Consider the following 21965-nt stretch of genomic DNA (forward strand, 5'->3'; position numbering starts at 1 on the left):
GCGGCGTGGATACCGGCTCGCGGGAAGAAAACCGATGGTCAAACGCTGCATGCTGCCCTTGCCCCCGCAAGCGGGAAAGGCAGCGCAGCGGTGCGAGTGGAAGGAGCGTGGCTTGCTGGCAATTGCTCACCGGGTTAGGACTGGACATGACCCATTTCCGATTGCTGAAATTGCCGCGGGCCGAACCATGACGATTCCGATCGCGCTCACCATCGCCGGCTCGGATTCCTCAGGCGGCGCCGGCATCCAGGCCGACCTCAAGAGCTTCGCCGCGCTCGGCGTCTACGGCGCCTCGGTCGTCACGGCCCTGACCGCGCAGAACACCAGGGGCGTGACCGGCATTCATCAGGTGCCCGCCGGGTTCGTCACCGCGCAGATCGACGCGGTGTTCGGCGATCTCGACGTCGGGGCCGTCAAGATCGGCATGGTCGCGGACCTCGCGGTGATCGACGCCATCGCCGCGGGACTGCGGAAATGGTCGCCGAAGCATATCGTGCTCGATCCGGTGATGGTCGCGACCTCGGGCGATCGGCTGCTCGCGGCGGAAGCAGTCGAAAGCCTGCGCACCAAACTCATTCCGCTGGCGTCGCTGATCACGCCGAACATGCCGGAGGCCGCCGCTCTGCTGGATGAAGCGGTTGCCGCCGATGAGGCCGCGATCGAGAACCAGGGCCGGCGGCTGCTGGCGATGGGCTGTCCCGCGGTGCTGATCAAGGGCGGGCACGGGCAGGGCGCCGAAAGCATCGACTATCTCGTCACGGCTGGCGGCGCCATCGCGCTGGCGGCCCCTCGCATCGCCACGCAGAACACCCACGGCACCGGCTGCTCGCTCTCCTCCGCCATCGCGGCAGGTCTTGCCAGGGGCGAGGACATGGAAACCGCGGTGCGCCACGCCAAGGCCTGGGTCAGCGCCGCGATCGCGGCGGCGGACCGGCTCGGCGTCGGCCATGGCCATGGGCCGATCCATCATTTTCACCGGTTTTACTGAGGCGACGCGGCGCAAGTCGAGCACGCCCGCGCTGACTACCGATCGCCGCTCTCAGCCGTCGATGACCGCGATTGTCGATCAGGCAGGGCTGTGCTTCCCTGCCCGAAAGGAACGGTTCGAAGCCGCCCGCGTTCTCGGGGATGCGGTGGAAGACCCATGCTATCCGAAGGGAGATTTTGATGCGCGTTCTGGCTTTGGCAATTGTGATGGTCGCAACGGTTTCGGCCGCGCCGTCGGCTCGCGCCCAGACCTATGATCCGCGATATCCGGTCTGCCTGCAAATCTACCAGGGTTTTACCGACTATTACTTCGAATGCGCCTATACCTCGCTGCCACAGTGCCAGATGTCGGCATCGGGCCGCGCCGCACAGTGCATCGTCAATCCATACTACACCGGCACCCGAAAGCCGCCGCGACAACGCGACCGGCGGCCACGCACCTGAGGAGACACGCGCCGGACTGCACAAAGGCGCTGTCGATGAACTCCTCACCATGAGGGAGCGATCAGGTTCGCGATGAGTGGAGCGGCCGTCGCCTGTTTGTCGTGCGGCACTGCTATTTGCATTGATGAGGATCGGTGGTTGATTCGCTGGCGCAAGCCGGCCTGTCATCGCGCCGTCACGCAAATCTGCTAGCTGCTCGCGCATGGGAAGTGACGTGATGAGTGAAGAGTGTCCAGAGCGACGCTTTCGCACTTTGTTTATCTCCGACGTCCACCTCGGAGCCCGGGGCTCGCAAGCCGACCAATTGCTGGATTTCCTGCGCTGCCATGATGCCGACACCATCTATCTGGTCGGCGATATCGTCGACGGCTGGGCGCTGCAGTCCAGCTGGTACTGGCCGCAATCGCACAACGACTTCGTGCAGAAAATGCTGCGCAAGGCGCGCAAGGGCGCCAAGATCATCTACGTGCCGGGCAATCACGACGAGTTTCTGCGCAACTATTACGGCACCCATTTCGGCGGCATCGACGTCGTCGAGGACACCATTCACGTGGGCGTCGACGGCAAGCGCTATCTCGTGATCCACGGCGATATCTTCGATCTCGTGGTACAGAACGCGCGCTGGCTCGCCCATCTCGGCGACAAGGCCTATGACTTCGCGATCCGGATGAACCGCCTGGTCAACTTCTTCCGGCGCGCCTTCGGCGTGCCCTATTGGTCGCTGTCGCAATGGGCCAAGCTCAAGGTCAAGAACGCGGTGAACTACATCGGCGCGTTCGAACAGACGCTGGCCGCCGAAGCGCGTCGCCACGACGCCGATGGCGTGATCTGCGGCCACATCCATTATGCCGTCATCCGCGACGAGCACGGCATCCGCTACATGAATTGCGGCGACTGGGTGGAAAGCTGCACCGCGCTGGTCGAGCACGAGGACGGCCGGTTCGAGATCATCAGCTGGACCAACCCGCTGCGGCGGCCGGTGCCGGTGCCCGCCATTGCGGCGCAGGCGGCCTGATGCGAATCCTGATCGCGACCGATGCCTGGCATCCCCAGGTCAACGGCGTGGTGCGGACGCTGACCATGATGGCGGAGGCGGCAAGGCCGCTCGGCGTCGATGTCGGTTTTGTCACCCCGCAATCGTTCCGCACCGTCGCGCTGCCGAGCTACCCGGACCTGCGGCTGGCGTTGCCGTCGCCCGGGAAAATCGCCCGGCTGATCGCCGATGCCCGTGCCGACAGCATTCATATCGCCACCGAAGGCCCGATCGGCTTGCTGGCGCGGCGCTATTGCCGCCAACATGGATTGCCCTTCACCACCAGCTTCCATACCCGTTTTCCGGAGTATATTTCCGCGCGCCTGCCTGTCCCGGAGTCGTGGATCTGGGCGGGATTGCGCTGGTTTCACAACGCCAGCCAGGCGGTGATGGCGGCGACGCCGGCGCTGGCAAGCGAACTGCGTTCGCGCGGCTTTCGCAACGTGGTGCTGTGGCCACGCGGGGTCGACATCCGCCACTTTCATCCGCGTCCTGTCGATCTCGGCCTGCCGCGTCCGATCTTCCTCTGTGTCGGCCGCGTCGCGGTGGAGAAGAACCTCGATGCGTTTCTCGACCTCGATCTTCCCGGCACCAAACTGATCGTCGGCGATGGGCCCGCGCGTGCGGCCCTGACGCGCAAGTACCCGCAAGCCGTGTTCCTCGGTGCGCGACAGGGCGAAGCGCTGGCGCAGGCCTATGCGGCCGCCGACGTCTTCGTGTTTCCAAGCCGGACCGACACGTTCGGGCTGGTGCTGCTCGAAGCGCTCGCCAGCGGCCTGCCGGTCGCCGCGTTTCCCGTGACCGGTCCCCGCGACGTGATCGGCTCGGCGCCGGTCGGCTCGTTGCACGACGATCTGCAGGTCGCATGCCTCTCCGCATTGAGCCTTTCGCCGCGGGCCTGCCTCGCCTTTGCCGCCAGGCACAGCTGGGAAGCGTCAGCCCGCGCCTTCGTCGATAACGTCATCAGGGCTCGCATCGATCCGCAAGGCGGCGCGGTTCCATTCGAGGTGGACCAGCCGCGTTTCGTCGGCTGAACCGTTTGAAGCACCTTGCCCGCCCGCCGGCACAGGCGTAACTTTCCCGGATGACAATCGCCATTTTGCCTGTGACATCCGCTGACATCGATGCGGCCGCGCGCGTGATAGCGCCGTTCGCGGTGCGAACGCCGCTGTTGTCGCCGTCCGTTCTCAGCGAACGGATGGGGACCCGGATTTTCCTGAAGCCGGAAATGCTGCAGCGGACCGGATCGTTCAAGTTTCGCGGCGCCTTCAACAAGCTGTCGTCGATCCCGCTGGAAGCACGCCGCGGCGGCGTGGTGGCGTTCTCGTCCGGCAACCACGCCCAGGGCGTGGCGCATGCGGCGCAGTTGCTCGGCATGCAGGCGACCATCGTGATGCCGGCCGACGCGCCCCTTTCCAAGCGCGAGCGCACCAGGGCCTATGGCGCCGAGGTCGTGTTGTACGACCGCGACCGCGAGGATCGCGAGGCGATCTCCCGCGAGATCGCCGACAAACGCGGCGCCACGCTGGTGCGGCCCTATGACGATCCGTTCGTAATCGCGGGGCAGGGCACGGTGGGCCGCGAGATCGCCGAGGACATGGCGGCACTCGGCCTGATACCTGACATCGTGGTGGCGCCCGCGTCGGGCGGCGGACTGATCGCCGGCGTCGCGACCGCGATCAAGGCGCGCTATCCGCAGGCCATGGTGATGTCGGGCGAGCCCGAGGAGTTCGACGACCATGCGCGCTCGCTGCGCGCCGGCAAACGTGAAGCGCACGGCTCGAAAGGCCGCACCATCTGCGATGCGCTGATGGCCGCGATCCCCGGCGAGATTACCTTCTCCATCAACAGCCAGCTGCTGGCGCAGGGCATCACCGCGTCCGATGCCGAAGTGGGTACCGCCGTCGGATTTGCCTTTCGCGAGTTGAAGCTGGTGGTCGAGCCCGGCGGCGCCGTCGGCCTCGCTGCTCTCCTGGCCGGCCGCATCGATGTCACCGGCAAGAACGTCGTCATCGTGCTGTCGGGCGGCAATGTCGATGCGGATCTGTTCGCGCGATTGATCGGCTGAGAAGCAGATCGCCGAAGTACCCAGGACAAGAGAGCCTAGGAGAAGAACGCGATCTTCTCGGCCTGGCTCATGCGCCGGATCGGCGCCAGCGGATCGGCCGCCTCCACCTGGGGCCTATGCAGGATTCCCCTTGATATCAGCGAGGCGCCGAGCGAGGGCTCCTCGGCTGCCTGAAGAGGCTCCCCGGAGGCTTGAAGCAGGGGTTCGACGGCCGGCGGCTCCACCGCGACGGCGATCGCCTCGGATTCGGGCTCCGGCGCCGCGCTGACGGAGGCGGCGGGTGCGAGTTCCGCGACGGCGATTTCGGCAGGCTCAATTTCGGCGATATCGTCGAAATCGGACGGATCGTCCGCGGCCATTTCGAGCGCGATCATGTCGAGGATCGCGTTGTCCTCGGCATCGGCGGCTTCGCCGGCCAGGCCCTGCGGCTCGGTCGCATCATCATCGGTTTCCGCCATGGCATCCACGGCCTCGACCGCGATGTCGGCGGTCTCCGCCATGGCGTCCGCGGTCTCGACCATCGCATCCTGGGTCTCGACCGCCAGCGCCACCTCTGCCGTCTCCGCCACCGTCGTCGCGGCTTCCGCCGTCGCGATGGCTTGTTCGGCCAGCACCGAGGAGGCTCTTACTGCGGCTTCGGAGTCGTCAGCGGAGGCCGCAGCCGAAGTCGCGGTCTCCAACGGCTCCACCAGGGCGGCGAGCATTTCATCCGATGGGGCCGGTGGCGCCGAGGCCGATGGGGTGTCCCCTGCGGGGGCCTGCGGCGATGCCGCGGCCTCGCCGCCGCTCAATTCCGCGAGTTGCCGCTCGATGACGTCGAACGCGGTCAGCGGATTGATCGATGCGATCTCGCCGCAAGCGGCCTCGATGGCGCCGATCTGGGAGTCGATCAGATCGCAGATCCGGCCATCGGCGCCGATTTCGCGCCAGCGCCAGGCGATTTCCCGGATGATCCGGCTGCCTTTGCGGACCGGCCCCAGTTTTTCCTCCAGCGCAAGGCCGTCGAGCGCCGCTACCCTGGCCTGGTTGACCGCACCGCGGATCGCGGCCAGCGCCTCATCGAGCCCGTTGTCGGCCGGCTGCGGTTGCCGCTGGGCGGCGAGATTTTCCTCGAGCCGCGCCACCGCTTCAAGCACCATGCTGGTGTCGGCATTGCGGTTGCGCTTGGCGTATTCGCCGAGGAACCAGCGGCCCCGCGACGTTTCCATGAACGCCTTGCTGATCGCGTCATAGTCCTCCTCGCTCGGCTGCGCGGCGCGAGCAGAGATCGGGGACAGGGCAAATGCTTCGTCGGCCATGCAAGACTCACCGCGCAAATGTCAGCGCGTTGCGTTAACGATCATCACGATATCGAACGAATCGCAATTGAATTGATGCCGAGCGAATCACAAATCCCCATCGCATCTCAAGCGACCTCCGGGCGATTCGCCATCCGGCTGGCGCTGTTTTACGGCACGCTGTTCGGCCTGATCGGCACCCATCTGCCGTTCTTCCCGGTGTGGCTGAAGGCGGTCGGGATCGACGCCGCGTGGATCGGCATCATTACGGCTGTCCCCGCGGTGACGCGGTTTACCGTGCTGCCGTTCATCACCGGCCTCGCCGAACGGCGCCAGGCGTTGCGCGGCACGCTGATCGTGGCGGCCTTTGCGACCGCGCTCGGGCTGGCGCTGGTCGGAACCCAGCATCTGCCGCTCGCGGTATTCCTGATCTACGTCGTCACCTCCTGCCTGTGGACGTCGATGACGCCGCTGACGGACGCCTATGCGCTGCGCGGCGTGGCGCGCTACGGATTGAGTTACGGGCCGCTGCGGCTGTGGGGCTCGGCCGCGTTCGTGGCCGGAGCGCTGGCCTGCGGGCTGCTGGTCGACCTGATCGCCGCCGAACAGCTGATCTGGGTGATCGCGTCGGTGGCGGCGCTCGGCGCCGTCGCGAGCCTCGGGCTGCAGCCGCTGGATAGTCCGAGAGCGGCGGCGGCGCCGACGAAAGGCACCACCCCGTTGCTGCGCAATCCCGGCTTTCTCGCCATCATTGCCGCCTCGGCGCTGATCCAGGGCAGCCACGCCGCCTATTACGTCTTCGCGTCGATCGCCTGGCAGCAGTCGGGGCTCGGCGGGCTGACCATTGCCGGGCTATGGTCGCTCGGCGTGCTCGCCGAGATCGTGGTGTTCGCGCTGTCGCCGCGGTTCAAGCTGCAGCCCGCGCTGCTGGTGGTGATCGCGGCGCTCAGTGCCGTCGCGCGCTGGGCGATCACCGCGCAGGATCCGCCGATCGCGGTGCTTGCGGTGGTGCAACTGGCGCATGGCCTGACGTTCGGGCTGACCATGGTCGGCACCATGGGCCTGATGGTGCGCCATGTGCCCATTCACGTGATGGCGCGGGGGCAGGGGTATCTTGCGGCCTGCACCGGCATCGTCACCTCGATCGCGTCGATTTCGTCCGGCATGGTATTCGCCCGCTACGGGCAGGGCGTCTATTATGTGATGGCCGCGATGGCGCTGTCAGGCGGCCTCGTGATGTGGCTGGCGCGGCACCGGCTTGCCCATCATCCCCACAGCGCGGCCTCGGGCGGGTAGACCAGGCTGCCGTCGTAGCGCAGCCCGCCGTCGCGGTCGCGCGCCAGCAGCAGCGGGCCATCGATATCGACGAAGCGGGCCTGCCGCGCCAGCAGCATCGCCGGCGCCATCGCCAGCGACGTCGCGACCATGCAGCCGACCATGATGTCGAATCCCAGCGCCTGCGCCGCGTCCGCCATCGCGAGCGCCTCGGTCAGGCCGCCTGTCTTGTCGAGTTTGATGTTCACGGCATCGTAGCGGTCGCGAAGTCCATCGAGCGATTTGCGGTCGTGCACGCTTTCGTCGGCGCAGACCGCCACCGGCCTGCCGATCCGCGCCAGCGCGTCATCCTGTCCGGCCGGCAGCGGCTGCTCCACCAGCGTGACGCCCACCGCGGCGCATGCGGCGAGATTTTGAGCCAGGTTGTGCGGCGTCCAGGCTTCGTTGGCATCGACAATGAGTTCGGAATGGGGCGCGGCCTTGCGCACGGCGGCGATTCGTATCCCGTCGCCGTCGCCGCCGAGCTTGATCTTGAGCAACGGCCGGTGCGCCGCTCCGGCGGTCGCCGCCGCCATGGCCTCGGGCGTACCCAGCGAAATGGTGTAGGCGGTGGTGCAGGCGGATGGCGCCGGCCGCCCCAGCAGGTTCCAGACGCGCTGGCCGCTGATCTTGGCCTGGAGGTCCAACAGCGCGCAATCCAGCGCGTTGCGGGCGGCGCCGGCCGGCATGGCGGCCTGCAGCGCCCCGCGGTCGAGACCGTGCGATATCGGCTCCTGCATCGCCAGCAGGGTGGCCAGCGTGGCTTCCGGGGTCTCGCCATAGCGCGGATAGGGCACGCATTCGCCCCGCCCGGTATGGCCGCCATGGCTGACCTCGGCCACGACCGTCACCGCCTCGGTCTTGGCGCCCCGGCTGATGGTGAAGGAACCGGCGATCGGCCAGCGTTCGATTCGGGCGGCAAGAACAGGAGATTTGCTGGAAGTCGTTTTAAAATCTGGCAATTTCTGAACCATCCGTCTTGCCCGGCGTAGCCAAGTATGGCTGGTAAGCGCCATGTTCGACAAGGCGGCGGTCTGTTGGATATTCCCTTCGTGGTGAGCGGCGATCAGGCTGAGGTAGTGGTATCGTGAGCGGCGACCCGACATTGGAGCGCATTGCCCAGGGCAATGGATTGGCGCTGTGCGCCGCCGGTTCCTGGACCGCCCGCTTTGCGCCGGATCTGGAGCGGATCGTCGCCGACGCCGAGAAGCTGGCCGGCAGCCGGCCCAACATCTTCATCGACGTCTCGCAGGTCTCCAGGCTCGACACCTTCGGCGCCTGGTTGATCGAGCGGCTTCGCCGCAGCCTGACGCAGGGCGGGGTGGAGGCGAAGATCGCCGGGCTCTCGGCCAATTATTCCAGCCTGGTCGACGAAGTGCGTCGGGTGAAAGCCAATCCCGAACTCGACGGCAGTGCGGTGTCGGTCACCGGGATGCTGGAACAGATCGGCCGCAGCGTGGCCGGCGTCGGCGTCACCCTCGTCAGCCTGATCGATATGCTGGGCGCGGTGCTCGCGGCCAGCGGCCGGGTGCTGATCCGGCCGAGGGGATTTCGTCTGACCTCGACGGTGCACCACCTCGAACAGGTCTGCTGGCGTGCGGTGCCGATCGTGGTGCTGATCACCTTCCTGATCGGCTGCATCATCGCGCAGCAGGGCATCTTTCATTTCCGCCAGTTCGGCGCCGACATCTTCGTGGTCGATATGCTCGGCGTGCTGGTGCTGCGCGAAATCGGCGTGCTGCTGGTGGCGATCATGGTGGCGGGCCGCTCCGGCAGCGCCTACACCGCCGAACTCGGCTCGATGAAGATGCGCGAGGAGATCGACGCCCTGCGCACCATGGGGTTCGATCCGATCGAGGTCCTGATTCTGCCGCGAATGCTGGCGCTGGTGCTGGCGCTGCCGATCCTCGCCTTCCTCGGCGCGATGGCCGCCTTGTATGGCGGCGGTCTGGTGGCGTGGCTCTATGGCGGGGTCGAGCCGGAAGCTTTCCTGCTGCGCCTGCGCGACGCCATTTCGATCAATCATTTCATCGTGGGCCTGATCAAGGCGCCTGTGATGGCGGCGGTGATCGGTATCGTCGCCTGCGTCGAGGGGCTCGCGGTGCAGGGCAGCGCCGAATCGCTCGGCCAGCACACCACCTCGTCGGTGGTGAAGGGAATTTTCTTCGTCATCGTGATGGACGGCGTGTTCGCGATCTTCTTCGCATCGATCGGAATGTGACGATGGCGCCGCAACCTTCCGACAACATCATCCGGGTGCGCGACATCACCGTTCAGTTCGGCAAGAATCGCATCCTTGACGGACTCAACCTCGATGTGAAGCGCGGCGAGATTCTGGGCTTTGTCGGCCCCTCGGGTGCCGGGAAATCGGTGCTGACCCGCACCATCATCGGCCTCGTCCCGAAGCTCTCGGGCAGCATCGAGGTGTTCGGCATCGATCTCGACGGCGCCGATGCCAAGGCGCGGCGCGGCGTCGAGCGCCGCTGGGGTGTGCTGTTCCAGCAGGGAGCCTTGTTCTCCTCGCTGACGGTGCGGCAGAACATCCAGTTTCCGGTGCGCGAGTATCTCAACCTCTCGCAGCGGCTGATGGACGAGATCACCATCGCCAAGCTCGGCATGGTCGGCCTCAAGCCCGAGGTCGCCGACCGGTTCCCCTCGGAGCTGTCCGGCGGCATGATCAAGCGCGTGGCGCTGGCGCGCGCGCTGGCGCTAGATCCGGAGCTCGTGTTTCTCGATGAGCCGACCTCCGGCCTCGATCCGATCGGCGCCGGCGATTTTGACGAACTGGTCCGCACCCTGCAGCGCACTTTGGGCCTGACTGTTTTCATGGTAACCCATGATTTGGACAGCCTTTATACGGCCTGCGACCGCATTGCGGTGTTAGGGAACGGTAAGATCATTGCGGCAGGATCGGTTGCCGACATGCAGGCCTCGCAACATCCCTGGCTGAGGCAATATTTCCACGGCAAGCGCGCCCGCGCCGTCATGGGCTAGAGCATGATCCTCCAGGAGTAGGTCCCGGTCTTCGGAACGGATCGTGCTCAAACGACTAGACAAACGACGGCCCTGATGCGGCGAAGCTGGATCAGGGCCTGGTACGGAGTTACTTGATGGAAACGCGGGCGAACTACGTCCTGATCGGAGCCTTCACCCTGGCGGTAATTGCCGCGGCAGTCGGCTTTGTGCTGTGGTTTCAGAGCCTCCACACCACCAAGGCGCGCAGCCCCATCCGCATCGTGTTCGAAGGCCCGGCCTCCGGCCTGCGCAACGGCGGCAGCGTCAATTTCAACGGTATCCGGATAGGCGAGGTCATCTCCGTCAAACTGGATAACCCGCGTCGAGTCGTCGCACTCGCGATGGTCGAGAACAAGGCGCCGATCCGCAAGGACACCCTGGTCGGCCTCGAATTCCAAGGCCTCACCGGCGTTGCCGCGATCTCGCTGAAGGGCGGCGAGGAGGCGGCGCCCTCGGTTCCGCTCGATGAGGACGGCATCCCGGTCCTGACCGCCGATCCGAACGCGCTGCAGGACGTCACCGAGGCGATCCGCGCCACCCTGCAGAACGTCAACAGGATCGTCTCCGATAACCAGGAATCGGTCAAAAACTCGCTGCGCAACCTGGAAACCTTCACCGGCGCGCTGGCGCGCAATTCGGAGAAAATCGACAACGTCATGCTCAAGGTCGACGGCGTGATGGGCAAGGCCGACAGCCTGATGCTGGGTTTGAACACCATCGCGGGTGGCGATTCCGGCGGCGAACTGTCGGCGATGGTGAAGGCGATCAAGGACCTCGCCGAGGACTTCGACAAGCGCTCGGGCCTGTTGATGGCCGACGGCCGCAGGACCCTCGGCGACATCAGCCGGGCCGTGAACAACCTCGACCGCAACCCGACGCGGCTGCTGTTCGGCGCCGGCAGTTCGAGTACGCCGGCGGAGCCGCCGCCGGCGGCGAGACCGCCCGCCGCGGCCCCTGGGCCTCGCAGGGCGCGGTAAGCAAGTTTGGCCTGTCGTCTGCGATCATCACGTAGGGCTCGCGTCCTGGCGGTGTCGCTCATGATGGCGGCGTTGCCTCCGGATACAGCGAGAAACTGATCGGAATTTTCATTCAGTCGCGAGTTGAGTATTGCGCAGCCGCAAACCTCGCCAAAAACAAAATGGAGGCCGCGAGGCCTCCATTTTCATTCGTGCTCGCTGTTCGCAAGCTTATCCCAGCCGTCCCGCCGCGTGCGCGAGCAGGGTGTAGACCAGCCCGGTTTCCGAGGTGAGGTGGCCGCGCAGCACCGCCGGTCCGCGCTCGTCGCGCGCGACCTCGTCGAGCAGGCGCTCGAACTCGGTGATGTAGCGGTCGACCGTCTGCTTGAAGGCGCGGTCGGCGCGGTATTTGCGGGCGACCTCGTCGAAGGCCTTCTGGCCGGCCGGCGTGTAGAGCCGCTTCGTGAAGGCCTTGCTCTCGCCGCGCTGATAGCGATCCCACATCTCGGCGGCAAGGTTGCGGTCCATCAGGCGACCGATGTCGAGTGACAGCGACGCCAGCGGGTTATCGCCTGCCGCCGCCTGCTGCGGCGCGCGGGGGCGCGGAGCCTGGGCCGGGCCGGCGGCATCGGTGCGGTTCAGCAGGTCGGACAGCCAGCCGTCGCGGCCCTGGTCGGAACTGGCGGGGCTGACCGGCGGCGCTTCGGTACGGCGCGGGGCCGGCCCGCCGAGGTCCGGCGGCGGCAGGGTCGATGCGGCGCTGCCGCCCATGCGCGGGGCGGGGCGCGACTGGCCGCCGGCGGCGACCAGCATCGGCTCTTCCTCGCGCTGCACGCTGGCGCGGCCCGCGGTGACCACGTCGAGGCCGCGGCCGTGATGGGCGACGATCCGGTTCAGTTCGGCCAATGCCTCGATCTGGTCGACGATTACCTTGCGCATCTGCGCGGTGCTTTCGGCGGCCTCCTGCGGCATTTCCAGCACGCCGCGGCGCAGCTCGTTGCGGGTGGCCTCGAGCTCGTGGTGCATTTCCGCCGCCATCTGCTTCATGCCCGCCACCATGCTGGCGAACTTGTCCGCGGACTGCTTGAACATCGCGTCGGCTTCCTGGGTGCCCTGCTGATAGAGCTCGCTCATGGCTTCCGCCGTCAGCCTGCGCTCTTCCTCGGCCGTGGCCCTGACCGCCTCGAACTGATGACTGATGGCGGCCGAGCCCGCGCCGGCGGTCTCCGCGACCACGCGCGCGATATCGCGGGCGCGCTCTTCCGCGGCCGCCAGCGATTCATCCAGCAGGCTGGTGAAGCGCGACAGCCGCTGATCGAGATCGGCGGTGCGCAGGTCGATGGTGGTGACCAGCGATTCCAGCGCCGCCTTGCGTTCGGAGACGGAGGCGGTGGTGCTGCGGTTGCTCTGCTCGACCAGCGCCGCGGCCTCGACCAGCGCCTGGCCGTGATGTTCGAACTGGCTGGACAGCGAACCGAGGTCCTCCAGCGCCTTCGAGGTCTTGACGTTGAAGACGCCGAGCTGGTCTTCCAGCGTCTGGGTGGCGACGCCGTTGCGGGACGTGACGTCGTTCATGGCGGACACGAAGTCGGCCACGCGGGTCACCAGAGCGCGCTCCAGCGAGTTGAGGTTGTCATGCGCGCCGGTCAGCACTTCCTGCAGCAGGATGTTGCCTTCACGCAGCCGCTCGAACAGGGCGACCGTATCGGTGCGCAGGATCTTGCTGGTCTCCTGCATTTCGGTGACGGCCGCGATCGATACCTGACGCGACTGGTCGATCGCCGCGCGCGAGGACTGCTCGAGCTCCTTCAGTGACTGGGCTACCGCGCCGCTGGCGAGTTCGCCGGCGGAGGTAATGGTCCGCGCGACGTCGGAGCCGTTGGTCATCATCGCCTGCGAGAACGCCTGGCCCCTGGTCTCGATCGATTTCAGCGCATCGGTGGTGACGCGATCGATGTCGATCTGGAGCTGGCTGGTCTTGGAGCCGATCGCCTCGACCAGCGTGCCGCGCTTGCCGTCGATCAATTGCGACAGGCGGTCGGTCTGCTGCTGCACGTAGGTGACGATTTCGTCGGTCTTGCCGGTCATGGTGGAGCCGAACGAGCCGCTGGCGGCGAGCACCGTGCGCTCGACTTCAGCCGAGGTCGACTTGACCTTGGAGGAGACTTCGTTCGACGCGGCCACCAATGCGCTCTGCGCGTTGAGCGCGCTGGTCTGGATATTGTCGGTGGTGTTGGCGGTGACCGCACCGAGCGAACGCTCGATGTCGGTCGCGATCGCCTTGATCTGGACGGCTGCGTCGGCGGAAGTCGCCGTCAGCGAGCTTTGCGCCTCGCGGGCGCTGGCGAGGATCGAAGCTGCGGTGTCGGCGCCGACTGCCGACAAGGTGCGTTCCACATCGATCGCGAGCGACTTGACGTGGTTGGCAGCGTCCGACGAGGCGGCGACCAGCGTGTTCTGGGCCTCGCGGGCGCCCGAGGTGAGCGCTTCGGACGTGGTGGAGCCGGCGTGGGACAGCGAACGCTGGATATCCGCTGCCAGCGACTTGACCTGGCTCGCCGCTTCCGCGGACGCGCTCACCAGCGCGTTCTGTGCTTCGCGCGCCCCCGATGTGAGCGCTTCGGCGGTCGAGGCGCCGGCCATGGTGAGCGTCTCGGCGGTGGAGGTGCCGGCCATCGACAGCGAACGCTGGATATCGGTAGCCAGCGACTTGACCTGGCTGGCAGCGTCCGAGGACGCGTTGATCAGCGTGGTCTGGGCTTCACGCGCGCCGGCGGTGACCGCCTCGGCGGTTGAGGTGCCGGCGATCGACAGCGAACGCTCGACATCGGCGGCCAGCGACCTCACCTGGTTGGTGACATCCATCGAAGCGGTGACCAGCGTGCTCTGGGCTTCGCGGGCGCCGGCGGTGATGGCTTCGGCCGTGGAATTTCCGACCGTCAGGAGCGAGCGTTCGACGTCGGCGGCCAGCGATTTGACCTGGTTCGCCGCATCGGTGGAAGCCGCGACCAGCGTGTTCTGCGCCTCGCGTGCGCCGGCAGTAATGGCTTCGGCGGTGGAAGTTCCGGCCATCGAGAGTGTGCGCTCGACGTCGGCGGCCAGTGACTTGACCTGGTTCGCTGCATCGGTGGAAGCCGCGACCAGCGTGCTTTGTGCCTCGCGGGCACCGACTGTGATGGCTTCGGCGGTTGAAGTCCCGGCCATCGAGAGCGAGCGCTCGACGTCGGCGGCCAGCGACTTGACCTGGCTGGCTGCGTCCGCGGAAGCCGCGACCAGCGTGGTCTGCGCCTCGCGGGCGCCTGCGACGATCGAACTTGCGGTTGCCGAGCCCGCGGCGGAGAGCGTGCGCTCGACGTCGGCGGACAGCGACTTGATCTGGCCGGCGGCCTCGGTGGAAGCCGATACCAGAGTGGTCTGCGCATTGCGGGCGCTGGTCAGGATCGAGTTTGCCGCGCCGGTGCCGACAGCGGTGAGGGCACGCTCGACTTCTCCCGAGGTCAGCTTGAGCTGCGCGCCGACGTCGCTCGAGACCGTGAGCAGCGATTGCTGCGCGGCGCGGGCGCCGGTTTGAATGGTCTCGCTGGTATTGACCACGAGGTTGGTCAGCGACCGTTCCGCGTCCTCGACGTGGGACCGGATTCCGGACGACAATTCCTCGGCGCGGGCCATCAGGCCCTCGCTGGCCTGCCGACCGCTGCTCTCGATGCGGCCTGCCACGGCTTCGATGCGCGAACCCAGCAGGTCCTCGAACTGCGCGACGCGCATATCGATGTCGGAGGCAACCGCGCCGACCCGGTTTTCGATGCCCAGATGGATTTCCTGGAACCGGGCCGTGATGGTTTCGGTCAGGTGGGCGCTGCGTCCATCGATCGTCTGCGTCGCATTGGTGATGCGCTGCTCGACGGCTTCTACCGCCTGGGCTGCCCCCGACGTCAGCGACGTGGTCAGATAGGTCAGGCGCGCGTCAATCGATTGGATCGCCTGCGCGGTGCCGTCGGTCAGCGACGTCGTGAGATGGGTCAGGCGGGAGTCCAGCACGTTGACGGCCTGCGAAGCTCCGTCGGTCAGCGACGAGGCCAGCGTACCGAGGCGATTGTCGATGGTCTCGGTGACCGACTTCGCGCGGGTATCGAAATTCTGTTCGAGCGATTTGAGGCGGCCGTCGATCGATTCGTCGAACGACCTGATCCTGCCTTCGATCGAGGAGTCGAAGGATGCGATCTTGCCGTCGAGCGAGGTGTCCAGATGGGCGACGCGGCTGCCCAGCGTGGTCTCGAACTGCACCAGGCGCTGGTCCAGCGAAGCGGTGATGTCGCCGCCATTGCTGCTGAGGCGTGTGTCGAAGGTGTCGACATAGGTCTTCAGCGTATCCGAGATGTCCTGCGTGCGCTGGCCCATGCGGTCGACGATCTCGCCGCCGAAGGTTTTGACGGTGCGGTCGAATTCCGAGATGTGGCGGGTGATCAGCGCGCCGAGCGTGCCCGAGTCGCGCGCGAATTTCTCCGCCAGTTCGCCGCCCTGGTTCCGCACCAGTTCGTCGAACGCGCTCATCTGCAAGGAGAGGGTGTCGTGCGCGGTTTCGGTCTGGCTGACGACCTTGGCCACCAGCGAGTTCACGGTGACGTCGAGCGCATCGCTGGCCTTGTCGCCGGAGGTGAGGATCTGGGACGCCAGCCGGTTGCCGGCGTCGTCGATCTTGTTGACGAGATCGCCGCTGCGCAGTTCGAGTTCCAGCAGCAGGGAGTCGCTGGAATTCTTCAGCGAGTCGTGGACCTGCTCGGTGCGCTCGGAAATGCCGTCGACGATGGTTGAAGAGCGCTGCTCGAACTCGCTGGTGATGCGGTCGATGCGCTCGTTCAGCATCTCGTGGACGCGGTCGGCGAGATCGACGAACTCGTCATGCACGTGGCCGGTCTTGAAATTGAGGCTGGTGGTGAGGCGTTCGCTGGCGTCGAGCACGGCGCGCGTGGTCTCGGCGCTGGCTTCCTCGAGCCGGTCGAGCAGGTCGCCGCCGCGCTCGCCGAGCGCGAGGATCATGTTGTCGCCGGCGTGGCTTAGCGCGCCGGTGATATGCGCGCCGCGTTCTTCCAGCGCGCCGGTGATGCTCTTGGCGACTTCATCGACGCGCGATGCGATCGCGTCCGAGATCAGCGCGATGTCGTGGCGCAGGTCGATCTGCACGCCGGAGATGGCGCTGCGGACCTGCTCGGCCTGTCCGACCAGATTGTCGCGCTGGTGGGCGATATCCTGCAGCAGCGCGCGGATGCGCACTTCGTTGTCGCTGTAAGCGCGTTCCAGCGCCGAAACCTCGTTGGCGACCAGGGTTTCGAGTTCGCCGGCGCGCGCGATCGCGCGCTCGACGCCGTCGCCCATGGCGGCGACTTCGCGGCGGATCGCCTGGCCGACGGTGACCATGGAGTCGGAGGCTGCCCCTTCGGGCTCCGAAAAGCGGATCGCGACCTGCGCCATCGACTGCGCGATCATGCGCAGTTCCTGGCCGCGCCAGGCAAGGCTCGCCAGGAAGTAGAACAGCAGCACCGGCGCAAAGAACAAGGCGGCAAGGCCGGCCAGCACCAGCGTGCCGCCGGGGCCCTGGCCGATCGAAGCCTGCAGCGCAGGCAGGAAGCTGAAGGTCAGCAGGGCGCAGCCGATAATCCAGACGCCGGCAAACAGCGTGGCGAGCGTGTAGACGTTGCGGGCGGGCCGGCCCTTCTGGATTGCCTGCAGGATCTGGCCGATGGTTTCGCGGTCGTCGTTGGCGGCACGGCGGGCGGAGCGCGGCTCCTCGATGGGTTCGAATATCTGGCGGTCGACGCTCGGCCGGGTGTCGAAACTGTCATCGTATGACGGTGAGGATGCACTGGAAGACGGCGCATCGCTGCGGACCGAACCGCGGGAGTGGTCGGCCATCGGCGCGTCACTGATGTTGAGGGCTTCCTGAATGGCAGAAAGCGCGACTTCGGTGGGGTCTTTGACCTTTTTGGGATTGTTCGCCATGTTCAGTCTGAGCCCTCGATTTACTTTTTACGCGTCCGGGCGAGGCTTGCTGGAAAATCGCTCGCAAGCCCCAGACCGGTGTCGTTCCCCGTGCGGAGCCAAGGCGCGCCCACTGCTCGCCTTCTCCGCCACCATCCGGAAACATCCTATTGGCTGAGACGCGCGAATGAAATGGCCGCGATTAATACAATCTTAATCATCGTTAACAGCAGGGGCGCGTAACGCCTTAAGGGCACACAAAATTCCCGGATCGAGACGTCGATTGGGGCGACGGTTCGTCGAAAACAAGGCGAACTTGCGGCAGGTACGCCAAACGTTCCATTAACCATTTTCGTGTTTGGCTGGCGGGATCGTCGCTGCCCCGGGGCCGTTCGCCGGGAGATTTGGACTATCGCCATGCCGCTTCATCTGGAACAGGTTGCCTGGATGCCATCGCCGCCGCTCGCTCCCGATGACGGTCCGATCGATCTCGCACACCTCCGGCGCATGACGCTCGGCGATGCCGGCCTGGAACGCGAGGTGCTGGCGATGTTCGCGGCCCAGACCGTCGGCCTGATCGGCGCGCTTGCCACGTTGCCTCCGGAAGCCGGCGCGCTGGCCCATACACTGAAGGGATCGGCGCGCGCAATCGGTGCCTTCGCCGTTGCCGGCGCCGCCGAGCGGCTGGAAGCCGCGATTCAGAACGGCGAGGATCCGGCACTGTCGCTTGCCGGACTGAGGGATGCCGTGGCCGAAGCGCGCGCCGACATCGACACGATCCTGCATCGATCCTGATACCGCCGCCGTCAGACGGCACCCGCGCGGACGCGCGGCAGGTTTTCGCCCCGGCCGCTGGCGCGGAGCGGATCGAGCGGTTATAGGACTGCCCGGACCTCTCTTCATCCCGGCAGTAACGAGCAATCATGGCCAAGATTCACTTTGTCGACCATAACGGCGAAACCCGCATCATTGATGTCGAAAACGGCGCGACCGTGATGGAAGCGGCGATCCGCAACGCCATCCCCGGGATCGAGGCCGAGTGCGGCGGGGCCTGCGCCTGCGCGACCTGCCATGTCTATGTCGATGAAGCCTGGCGCGAGAAGGTCGGCGCCCCGACCCCGATGGAAGAGGACATGCTGGATTTCGGCTTCGACGTGCGGCCGAATTCGCGGCTGTCGTGCCAGATCAAGGTCAGCGACGAACTCGACGGCCTGATCGTGTCGACGCCGGAGCGTCAGGCCTGATCAGGTTCACGATCGATGGAGCGACCTGAGGCTGGGGGAGCGGAGCGCTTCCCCCATGTGGCGGTCGCCCCATGTTTCGAGAAGGTGCTGCTGCCCTCGCCCGGCACAAGGAACCGCTTTGCGACCGGCGCGAGGAAGGTGACCAGCATGAGTGCTGCGCTCAGCAGGATCGCCGCAACCAGCAGCTCTTCGGACGAGATCGCCCTGCCTTTCACCTCGTTCGCTATGGTGCGCTTCGGATAGCCTCTGACCTCCCGCCGGCCAGCGCTCTGATGCTCAGCCTTGTTCATCGCAGCGCCGGCTTACCAGTTGTATCGGGCGATGCCCTTGCCGGCGTAACTGCGGGCGCCGGGAGAAAACTCGCCTTCGAAATTGGCGGCGAGCGAGAAGCCCGACATCCATTTGACTTCGGCTGCAGCGGTGGTCAGCGCCTTGTCGCGCGGCTGCGCCGCGCCGTTCACCACGAAGCTAGCGCCCGGCAGCGTCTGGAACGTCGCGGCGACGCTGCGGTCGGTGTCGAAATCATGGGCCCAGGCAGCACGGCCGCGCAGCGTCAGCACCGCGCCCGGCATGGCGAAGGATTTGTCGGTGCGCAGGCCGAGTTCGCTGCGTGACGCCGTAACGGCCTTGCTCCCATAGGCCAGCGCAAAGGTGTTGGCGCCGGACACCACGCTTTCCGCATAGGCCGGCAATTCGAAGGCCGTGAACTTTCCCGCGGCGTAGGGCGTGAGGCCGACCAGTGCCGTCGCGAAGCGGTAACCGGCCTCGGCGCGGCCGGAGAATGCGCTGGCGTTGAACTGGGCGCGCAGCCGGTCGACGCCGGCGACGGTGACGGTTCGATCGGTGGTGATGTCCTGCCAGCCATAGGCCAGCGCGGCTGAAAGATAGGCCGGGCCGACGGTGTGGCGAAGGAAAGCGCCGGCCTGGAACAGGTCGGAACGGCCGCCACCAAAGCCGTTGACGCTGAAGCTGGTGCCGCCGCCGGCCAGCGCAAAACCCGCCAGCGTGTCCGGCGAGAAGCGGTAGTCGGCGCCGACGGCGGTGCCGTAGATGCGGCTGCTCGCGGTGCCGGTGCCGGGCGTGGCGTTGCCGTCGGTGGTCTGCGACCCGCCATATCCCGCGGCCCAGACGCTCCAGCGCGGGGCGAAGGCGGCCGGCGCCGCGCCAGCCTTGGTGCTCATGGCATAGGCGTCGCGTCCCGGGCCCCGGCCCATGCCCGCCTCGGTGAATTGCGCGGCGCCCGGCGCCGCCGGTATGTCGCCGCGCCCGCCGAGGAACGGATCGGTCATCACGCCCATGAACAAATTCATCGCATCGAGAGCGGTCTGCTGGCTGCCAACAGCGGTCTCGCCGGAGACCTGGCTCAGTCCTGCCGGCGTCAACGCGGCGAACGCCAGCGGAATGCCGCCCGTGGCATCGAAGAAGTTGGTCAGCGCATGGCCGGCATTGGCCTGGTTGCCGTGGAGGCCACCGGGAATCGCGAAGTTGAGCGCGAGATCGAGATAGACGTTGTTGGCGTCGTAGCTCAGGCTCGAGGTCACGCTGGAAGGCAGGTTGTTGTTGACGACGGCGCCGAAAGTGCTGCCGCCAAGGCCGCCGGCGGCATTGAGGATGGTGTACTGCCTGGCCACGAAGCTACCCGGCGCAAAGCTGGCATTGACGGTCGCGCCTCCCAGCGTCGCGCTGCCGGTGACGTTGGTGCGGTCGGCATTCGCCGGCGACACCTCGATCATGTACGAGGAGGCAGCGGTGAAACTGAGATTACCGTTCACCGCCAAGGTGCCGATCGAATTGCCGGGCGCCAGCGCGCCGCCTGATATCGCGGTGTTGCCGACGGTGCCGTTGCCGCCGAGCGTGCCGCCGGCATTGACCGTGGTCAGCGCGGACGTCGCAATCGAGCCGTTTACGCTCAGCGTGCCGCCGTTGACCGTGGTGGCGCCGGTATAGGTGTTGATGCCCGACAGGGTCTGGTGCCCGCCGGCCAGCACGAGCCCTCCGGTCTTGCCAAAATTCCGCTCGATCACGCCGGCGAAATCCCCTGCTGCATGGGTGATGACCAGATTTTCGTCTCCGACGCGGAGGACGCCGCCCGCGATGCCCCGGAGCGACCGGATCGAGACGTCCGTTCCCGCGAAGCCAACGTTTACGGTGGCGCCGCTGGCCGCGATATTCAGTTCGCTGGATGCGGCGATCGCTTGTGCGCTTCGAAGTTCCAGTTCCGCGTTGGTGCCGGTGAGCGTGGTGGCGCCGGTATAAAGGTTGTCGTTCGTCAACCTCAGAAAGGAATTCTGACCGAGCGTCAGGCCGCCGCTGCCGTCGATGACGCCGTTCATGTAGGTGCTGATTCGAAGGGAATCATGCTCGATCGTCAGCGTCCTGTTGCCGAGATGCACCGCCGTCCCGGTCGCGCCGGAAAGAAAGCCGACCGATGCGCCGTTGACGGTTCCGGCGATGTCCAGCGTGGTATTATTCTGCATGTTGAAGAACGTATTGGTCGTGTCGGCGCCGCCGGTCAGCGCGACCGTCCCTTCATGGATTGTGAACGTGCCGCCGCCCGGCCAGGTGGTGCCGCTGAAGGTGAAGGTACCGTTGCCGTATTTCTCAAATCCGATCCAGGCGTTGGTGACGTTTCCCGAAAAGGCCGTCGAGGAATTGTCGGCGCCGAACGTCAAGCGCGCGGAACTGCTACCGGAATGCAGCGTGCCCGCCCCGCTCAGCGACGCGACGGTTTGCTGGGTAGTGCCGATATCGAACGTCGCACCTGCCGCGATGCTCAGCGCGGTGGAACTGCCGAGCACGTCGTTGGCGCTAACTTCGAGCGTGCCGGCGGACACCGTGGTCGCGCCGGTATAGCTGTTGGCGCCGGACAGAACCAGAGTCGAGCCGGCGCCGTTCTGGACGATGCCGCCGGCGCCCGCAATGGCGTTGGCGATGGTATGGGTACCGCCCGTCGAGGTGTTCAGAATGCCTCCCGACAGCGTCACGGTCTGGCCGCCATCGACGGTATAAGCGGTCGCCGCGGTGGTGTTGAATGTCCAGCCTGCCAGCGTCGCGGGGCCGGCGAGGGTGACGGTTTCCGATGCGGCCGCTGTATTCCCGAAGGTTGCGGTGTCGGCGGCGAGATTGCCCGGAAACGCCGTGTTCAAATTCCAGTTGGCCGGCGCGGCGTAGTCCGCGCCCGAACCGCCGACCCAGACGTAGTCGTCCGCCTGGGCCGGCGCGGCCAGCAACAGCGCGGCGGGCGTCAGCACCGTGGTGGATACCAGCAGGCGGCGACCGAGCGCCCCCAGGCGCCGGCCAACGGCGCCAACGAATGGCGGCTTTGTAATCATCATGACGTCCCCATAACCGTGCCGTTCCGGCGCACGACGGCGCGCCGGCCGGTTCGTATTTCCGCATTGGCTTTCAGGGGTGCGTGTCGACGGCGATGCCGTCACGCGCACGATCCCAGTCCCGGCCGGGACAATAGGTGCGATGCGGGACGACGAAAAATTGAGTCTCTGAATGCCATCCATAACGCCCGCGAATGTTTCGCGGTACGGGCGGACACCACGCATTTGTTCCGCGGCCCGCGGCTTTTATCTTGGACAGCGGCCGACAGGACGACCTATGTATCACCCGCGCGAATGATTATCTTGGGGGTGCGGACGG

At 66.4% G+C, this 21965-nt stretch carries 16 protein-coding genes; 11 read left to right on the forward strand and 5 right to left on the reverse strand.

Translation table 11 applies throughout. From position 1 onward, the window contains the following. The first annotated feature begins 187 nt into the window (after positions 1-187). From thiD to Q8R73_RS08455, 5 genes are all read left to right on the forward strand, one after another. Entirely contained in the window at positions 188-988 is an 801-nt protein-coding gene (thiD, locus tag Q8R73_RS08435) for a bifunctional hydroxymethylpyrimidine kinase/phosphomethylpyrimidine kinase (RefSeq protein ID WP_305719087.1), read from the forward strand. Positions 989-1167: 179 nt separating this feature from the next. Then, positions 1168-1431: a DUF3551 domain-containing protein gene (locus tag Q8R73_RS08440; RefSeq protein WP_305719088.1), complete on the forward strand. Its 264-nt coding sequence runs from the start codon at positions 1168-1170 to the stop codon at positions 1429-1431. 217 nt (positions 1432-1648) lie between these two features. Then, on the forward strand, positions 1649-2446 hold the full coding sequence (locus Q8R73_RS08445) for a UDP-2,3-diacylglucosamine diphosphatase (protein ID WP_371126061.1): 798 nt from the start codon (positions 1649-1651) through the stop codon (positions 2444-2446). Further along, positions 2446-3498 carry a glycosyltransferase family 1 protein gene (locus tag Q8R73_RS08450; protein WP_305719090.1) on the forward strand — a complete coding sequence of 351 codons (1053 nt, stop codon included), beginning with the start codon at positions 2446-2448 and terminating at the stop codon, positions 3496-3498. The genes Q8R73_RS08445 and Q8R73_RS08450 overlap by 1 nt, the downstream gene beginning before the upstream one ends. A gap of 50 nt (positions 3499-3548) precedes the next feature. Continuing rightward, a complete protein-coding gene (locus tag Q8R73_RS08455; RefSeq protein WP_305719091.1) occupies positions 3549-4532 on the forward strand; it encodes a threonine/serine dehydratase in 984 nt (327 codons plus the stop codon). A 35-nt stretch (positions 4533-4567) separates the two neighbouring features. On the opposite strand, the gene Q8R73_RS08460 is transcribed toward Q8R73_RS08455, so the two are convergent. Continuing rightward, complete coding sequence (locus tag Q8R73_RS08460; RefSeq protein WP_305719092.1) at positions 4568-5830, reverse strand: hypothetical protein; 1263 nt, start codon at positions 5828-5830, stop codon at positions 4568-4570. A 75-nt stretch (positions 5831-5905) separates the two neighbouring features. Between Q8R73_RS08460 and Q8R73_RS08465 the strand changes: the two genes are divergently transcribed. Continuing rightward, positions 5906-7105, forward strand: coding sequence for an MFS transporter (locus Q8R73_RS08465; protein ID WP_305719093.1), 1200 nt, complete (start codon positions 5906-5908; stop codon positions 7103-7105). Here the strand turns inward: Q8R73_RS08465 and dgcA are convergent. Next, on the reverse strand, positions 7075-8085 hold the full coding sequence (gene dgcA / locus Q8R73_RS08470; RefSeq protein WP_305719094.1) for an N-acetyl-D-Glu racemase DgcA: 1011 nt from the start codon (positions 8083-8085) through the stop codon (positions 7075-7077). The two genes, Q8R73_RS08465 and dgcA, sit on opposite strands and share 31 nt — an antisense overlap. Positions 8086-8210: 125 nt before the next feature. Here dgcA and Q8R73_RS08475 point away from each other — a divergent pair, with 125 nt between their 5' ends. The 3 genes from Q8R73_RS08475 to Q8R73_RS08485 all read left to right on the forward strand — a co-directional run bounded on the left by Q8R73_RS08475 (position 8211) and on the right by Q8R73_RS08485 (position 11115). Beyond that, a complete protein-coding gene (locus tag Q8R73_RS08475) occupies positions 8211-9344 on the forward strand; it encodes an ABC transporter permease (protein ID WP_305719095.1) in 1134 nt (377 codons plus the stop codon). 2 nt (positions 9345-9346) lie between these two features. Next, positions 9347-10117: an ABC transporter ATP-binding protein gene (locus Q8R73_RS08480; protein WP_305719096.1), complete on the forward strand. Its 771-nt coding sequence runs from the start codon at positions 9347-9349 to the stop codon at positions 10115-10117. 116 nt (positions 10118-10233) lie between these two features. After that, positions 10234-11115: an MlaD family protein gene (locus Q8R73_RS08485; protein ID WP_305719097.1), complete on the forward strand. Its 882-nt coding sequence runs from the start codon at positions 10234-10236 to the stop codon at positions 11113-11115. A gap of 210 nt (positions 11116-11325) precedes the next feature. Here the strand turns inward: Q8R73_RS08485 and Q8R73_RS08490 are convergent, their stop codons facing one another. Beyond that, the gene (locus tag Q8R73_RS08490) at positions 11326-17091 is read right to left on the reverse strand and encodes a negative regulator of septation ring formation (protein ID WP_305719098.1); all 5766 of its coding nucleotides are present in this window, start codon (positions 17089-17091) and stop codon (positions 11326-11328) included. Positions 17092-17487: 396 nt separating this feature from the next. On the opposite strand from Q8R73_RS08490, the gene Q8R73_RS08495 reads away from it, so the two are divergent. Further along, on the forward strand, positions 17488-17865 hold the full coding sequence (locus Q8R73_RS08495) for an Hpt domain-containing protein (RefSeq protein ID WP_305719099.1): 378 nt from the start codon (positions 17488-17490) through the stop codon (positions 17863-17865). A 128-nt stretch (positions 17866-17993) separates the two neighbouring features. Then, positions 17994-18314: a 2Fe-2S iron-sulfur cluster-binding protein gene (locus Q8R73_RS08500; protein ID WP_304742209.1), complete on the forward strand. Its 321-nt coding sequence runs from the start codon at positions 17994-17996 to the stop codon at positions 18312-18314. On the opposite strand, the gene Q8R73_RS08505 is transcribed toward Q8R73_RS08500, so the two are convergent. Together Q8R73_RS08505 and Q8R73_RS08510 are read right to left on the reverse strand one after the other, a co-directional pair. Beyond that, a complete protein-coding gene (locus tag Q8R73_RS08505) occupies positions 18305-18604 on the reverse strand; it encodes a hypothetical protein (protein WP_305719100.1) in 300 nt (99 codons plus the stop codon). The genes Q8R73_RS08500 and Q8R73_RS08505 overlap by 10 nt on opposite strands. A gap of 12 nt (positions 18605-18616) precedes the next feature. Continuing rightward, positions 18617-21649, reverse strand: coding sequence for an autotransporter domain-containing protein (locus Q8R73_RS08510; protein ID WP_305719101.1), 3033 nt, complete (start codon positions 21647-21649; stop codon positions 18617-18619). Positions 21650-21965: the final 316 nt, after the last annotated feature.

This window comes from Bradyrhizobium sp. (assembly GCF_030697065.1).
Taxonomy (GTDB): Bacteria; Pseudomonadota; Alphaproteobacteria; order Rhizobiales; family Xanthobacteraceae; genus Bradyrhizobium.

What these genes read in the sequence shown, in the direction of transcription:
- Q8R73_RS08465 (WP_305719093.1), top strand. Translation starts at nt 5,906, where the DNA reads ATGCCGAGCGAATCACAAATCCCCATCGCATCTCAAGCGACCTCCGGG.
- Q8R73_RS08460 (WP_305719092.1), bottom strand. Translation starts at nt 5,830, where the DNA reads ATGGCCGACGAAGCATTTGCCCTGTCCCCGATCTCTGCTCGCGCCGCG.
- Q8R73_RS08490 (WP_305719098.1), bottom strand. Translation starts at nt 17,091, where the DNA reads ATGGCGAACAATCCCAAAAAGGTCAAAGACCCCACCGAAGTCGCGCTT.
- Q8R73_RS08500 (WP_304742209.1), top strand. Translation starts at nt 17,994, where the DNA reads ATGGCCAAGATTCACTTTGTCGACCATAACGGCGAAACCCGCATCATT.
- Q8R73_RS08495 (WP_305719099.1), top strand. Translation starts at nt 17,488, where the DNA reads ATGCCGCTTCATCTGGAACAGGTTGCCTGGATGCCATCGCCGCCGCTC.
- Q8R73_RS08440 (WP_305719088.1), top strand. Translation starts at nt 1,168, where the DNA reads ATGCGCGTTCTGGCTTTGGCAATTGTGATGGTCGCAACGGTTTCGGCC.
- Q8R73_RS08485 (WP_305719097.1), top strand. Translation starts at nt 10,234, where the DNA reads ATGGAAACGCGGGCGAACTACGTCCTGATCGGAGCCTTCACCCTGGCG.
- Q8R73_RS08505 (WP_305719100.1), bottom strand. Translation starts at nt 18,604, where the DNA reads ATGAACAAGGCTGAGCATCAGAGCGCTGGCCGGCGGGAGGTCAGAGGC.
- Q8R73_RS08455 (WP_305719091.1), top strand. Translation starts at nt 3,549, where the DNA reads ATGACAATCGCCATTTTGCCTGTGACATCCGCTGACATCGATGCGGCC.
- Q8R73_RS08480 (WP_305719096.1), top strand. Translation starts at nt 9,347, where the DNA reads ATGGCGCCGCAACCTTCCGACAACATCATCCGGGTGCGCGACATCACC.
- Q8R73_RS08510 (WP_305719101.1), bottom strand. Translation starts at nt 21,649, where the DNA reads ATGATGATTACAAAGCCGCCATTCGTTGGCGCCGTTGGCCGGCGCCTG.
- Q8R73_RS08450 (WP_305719090.1), top strand. Translation starts at nt 2,446, where the DNA reads ATGCGAATCCTGATCGCGACCGATGCCTGGCATCCCCAGGTCAACGGC.
- Q8R73_RS08445 (WP_371126061.1), top strand. Translation starts at nt 1,649, where the DNA reads ATGAGTGAAGAGTGTCCAGAGCGACGCTTTCGCACTTTGTTTATCTCC.
- thiD (WP_305719087.1), top strand. Translation starts at nt 188, where the DNA reads ATGACGATTCCGATCGCGCTCACCATCGCCGGCTCGGATTCCTCAGGC.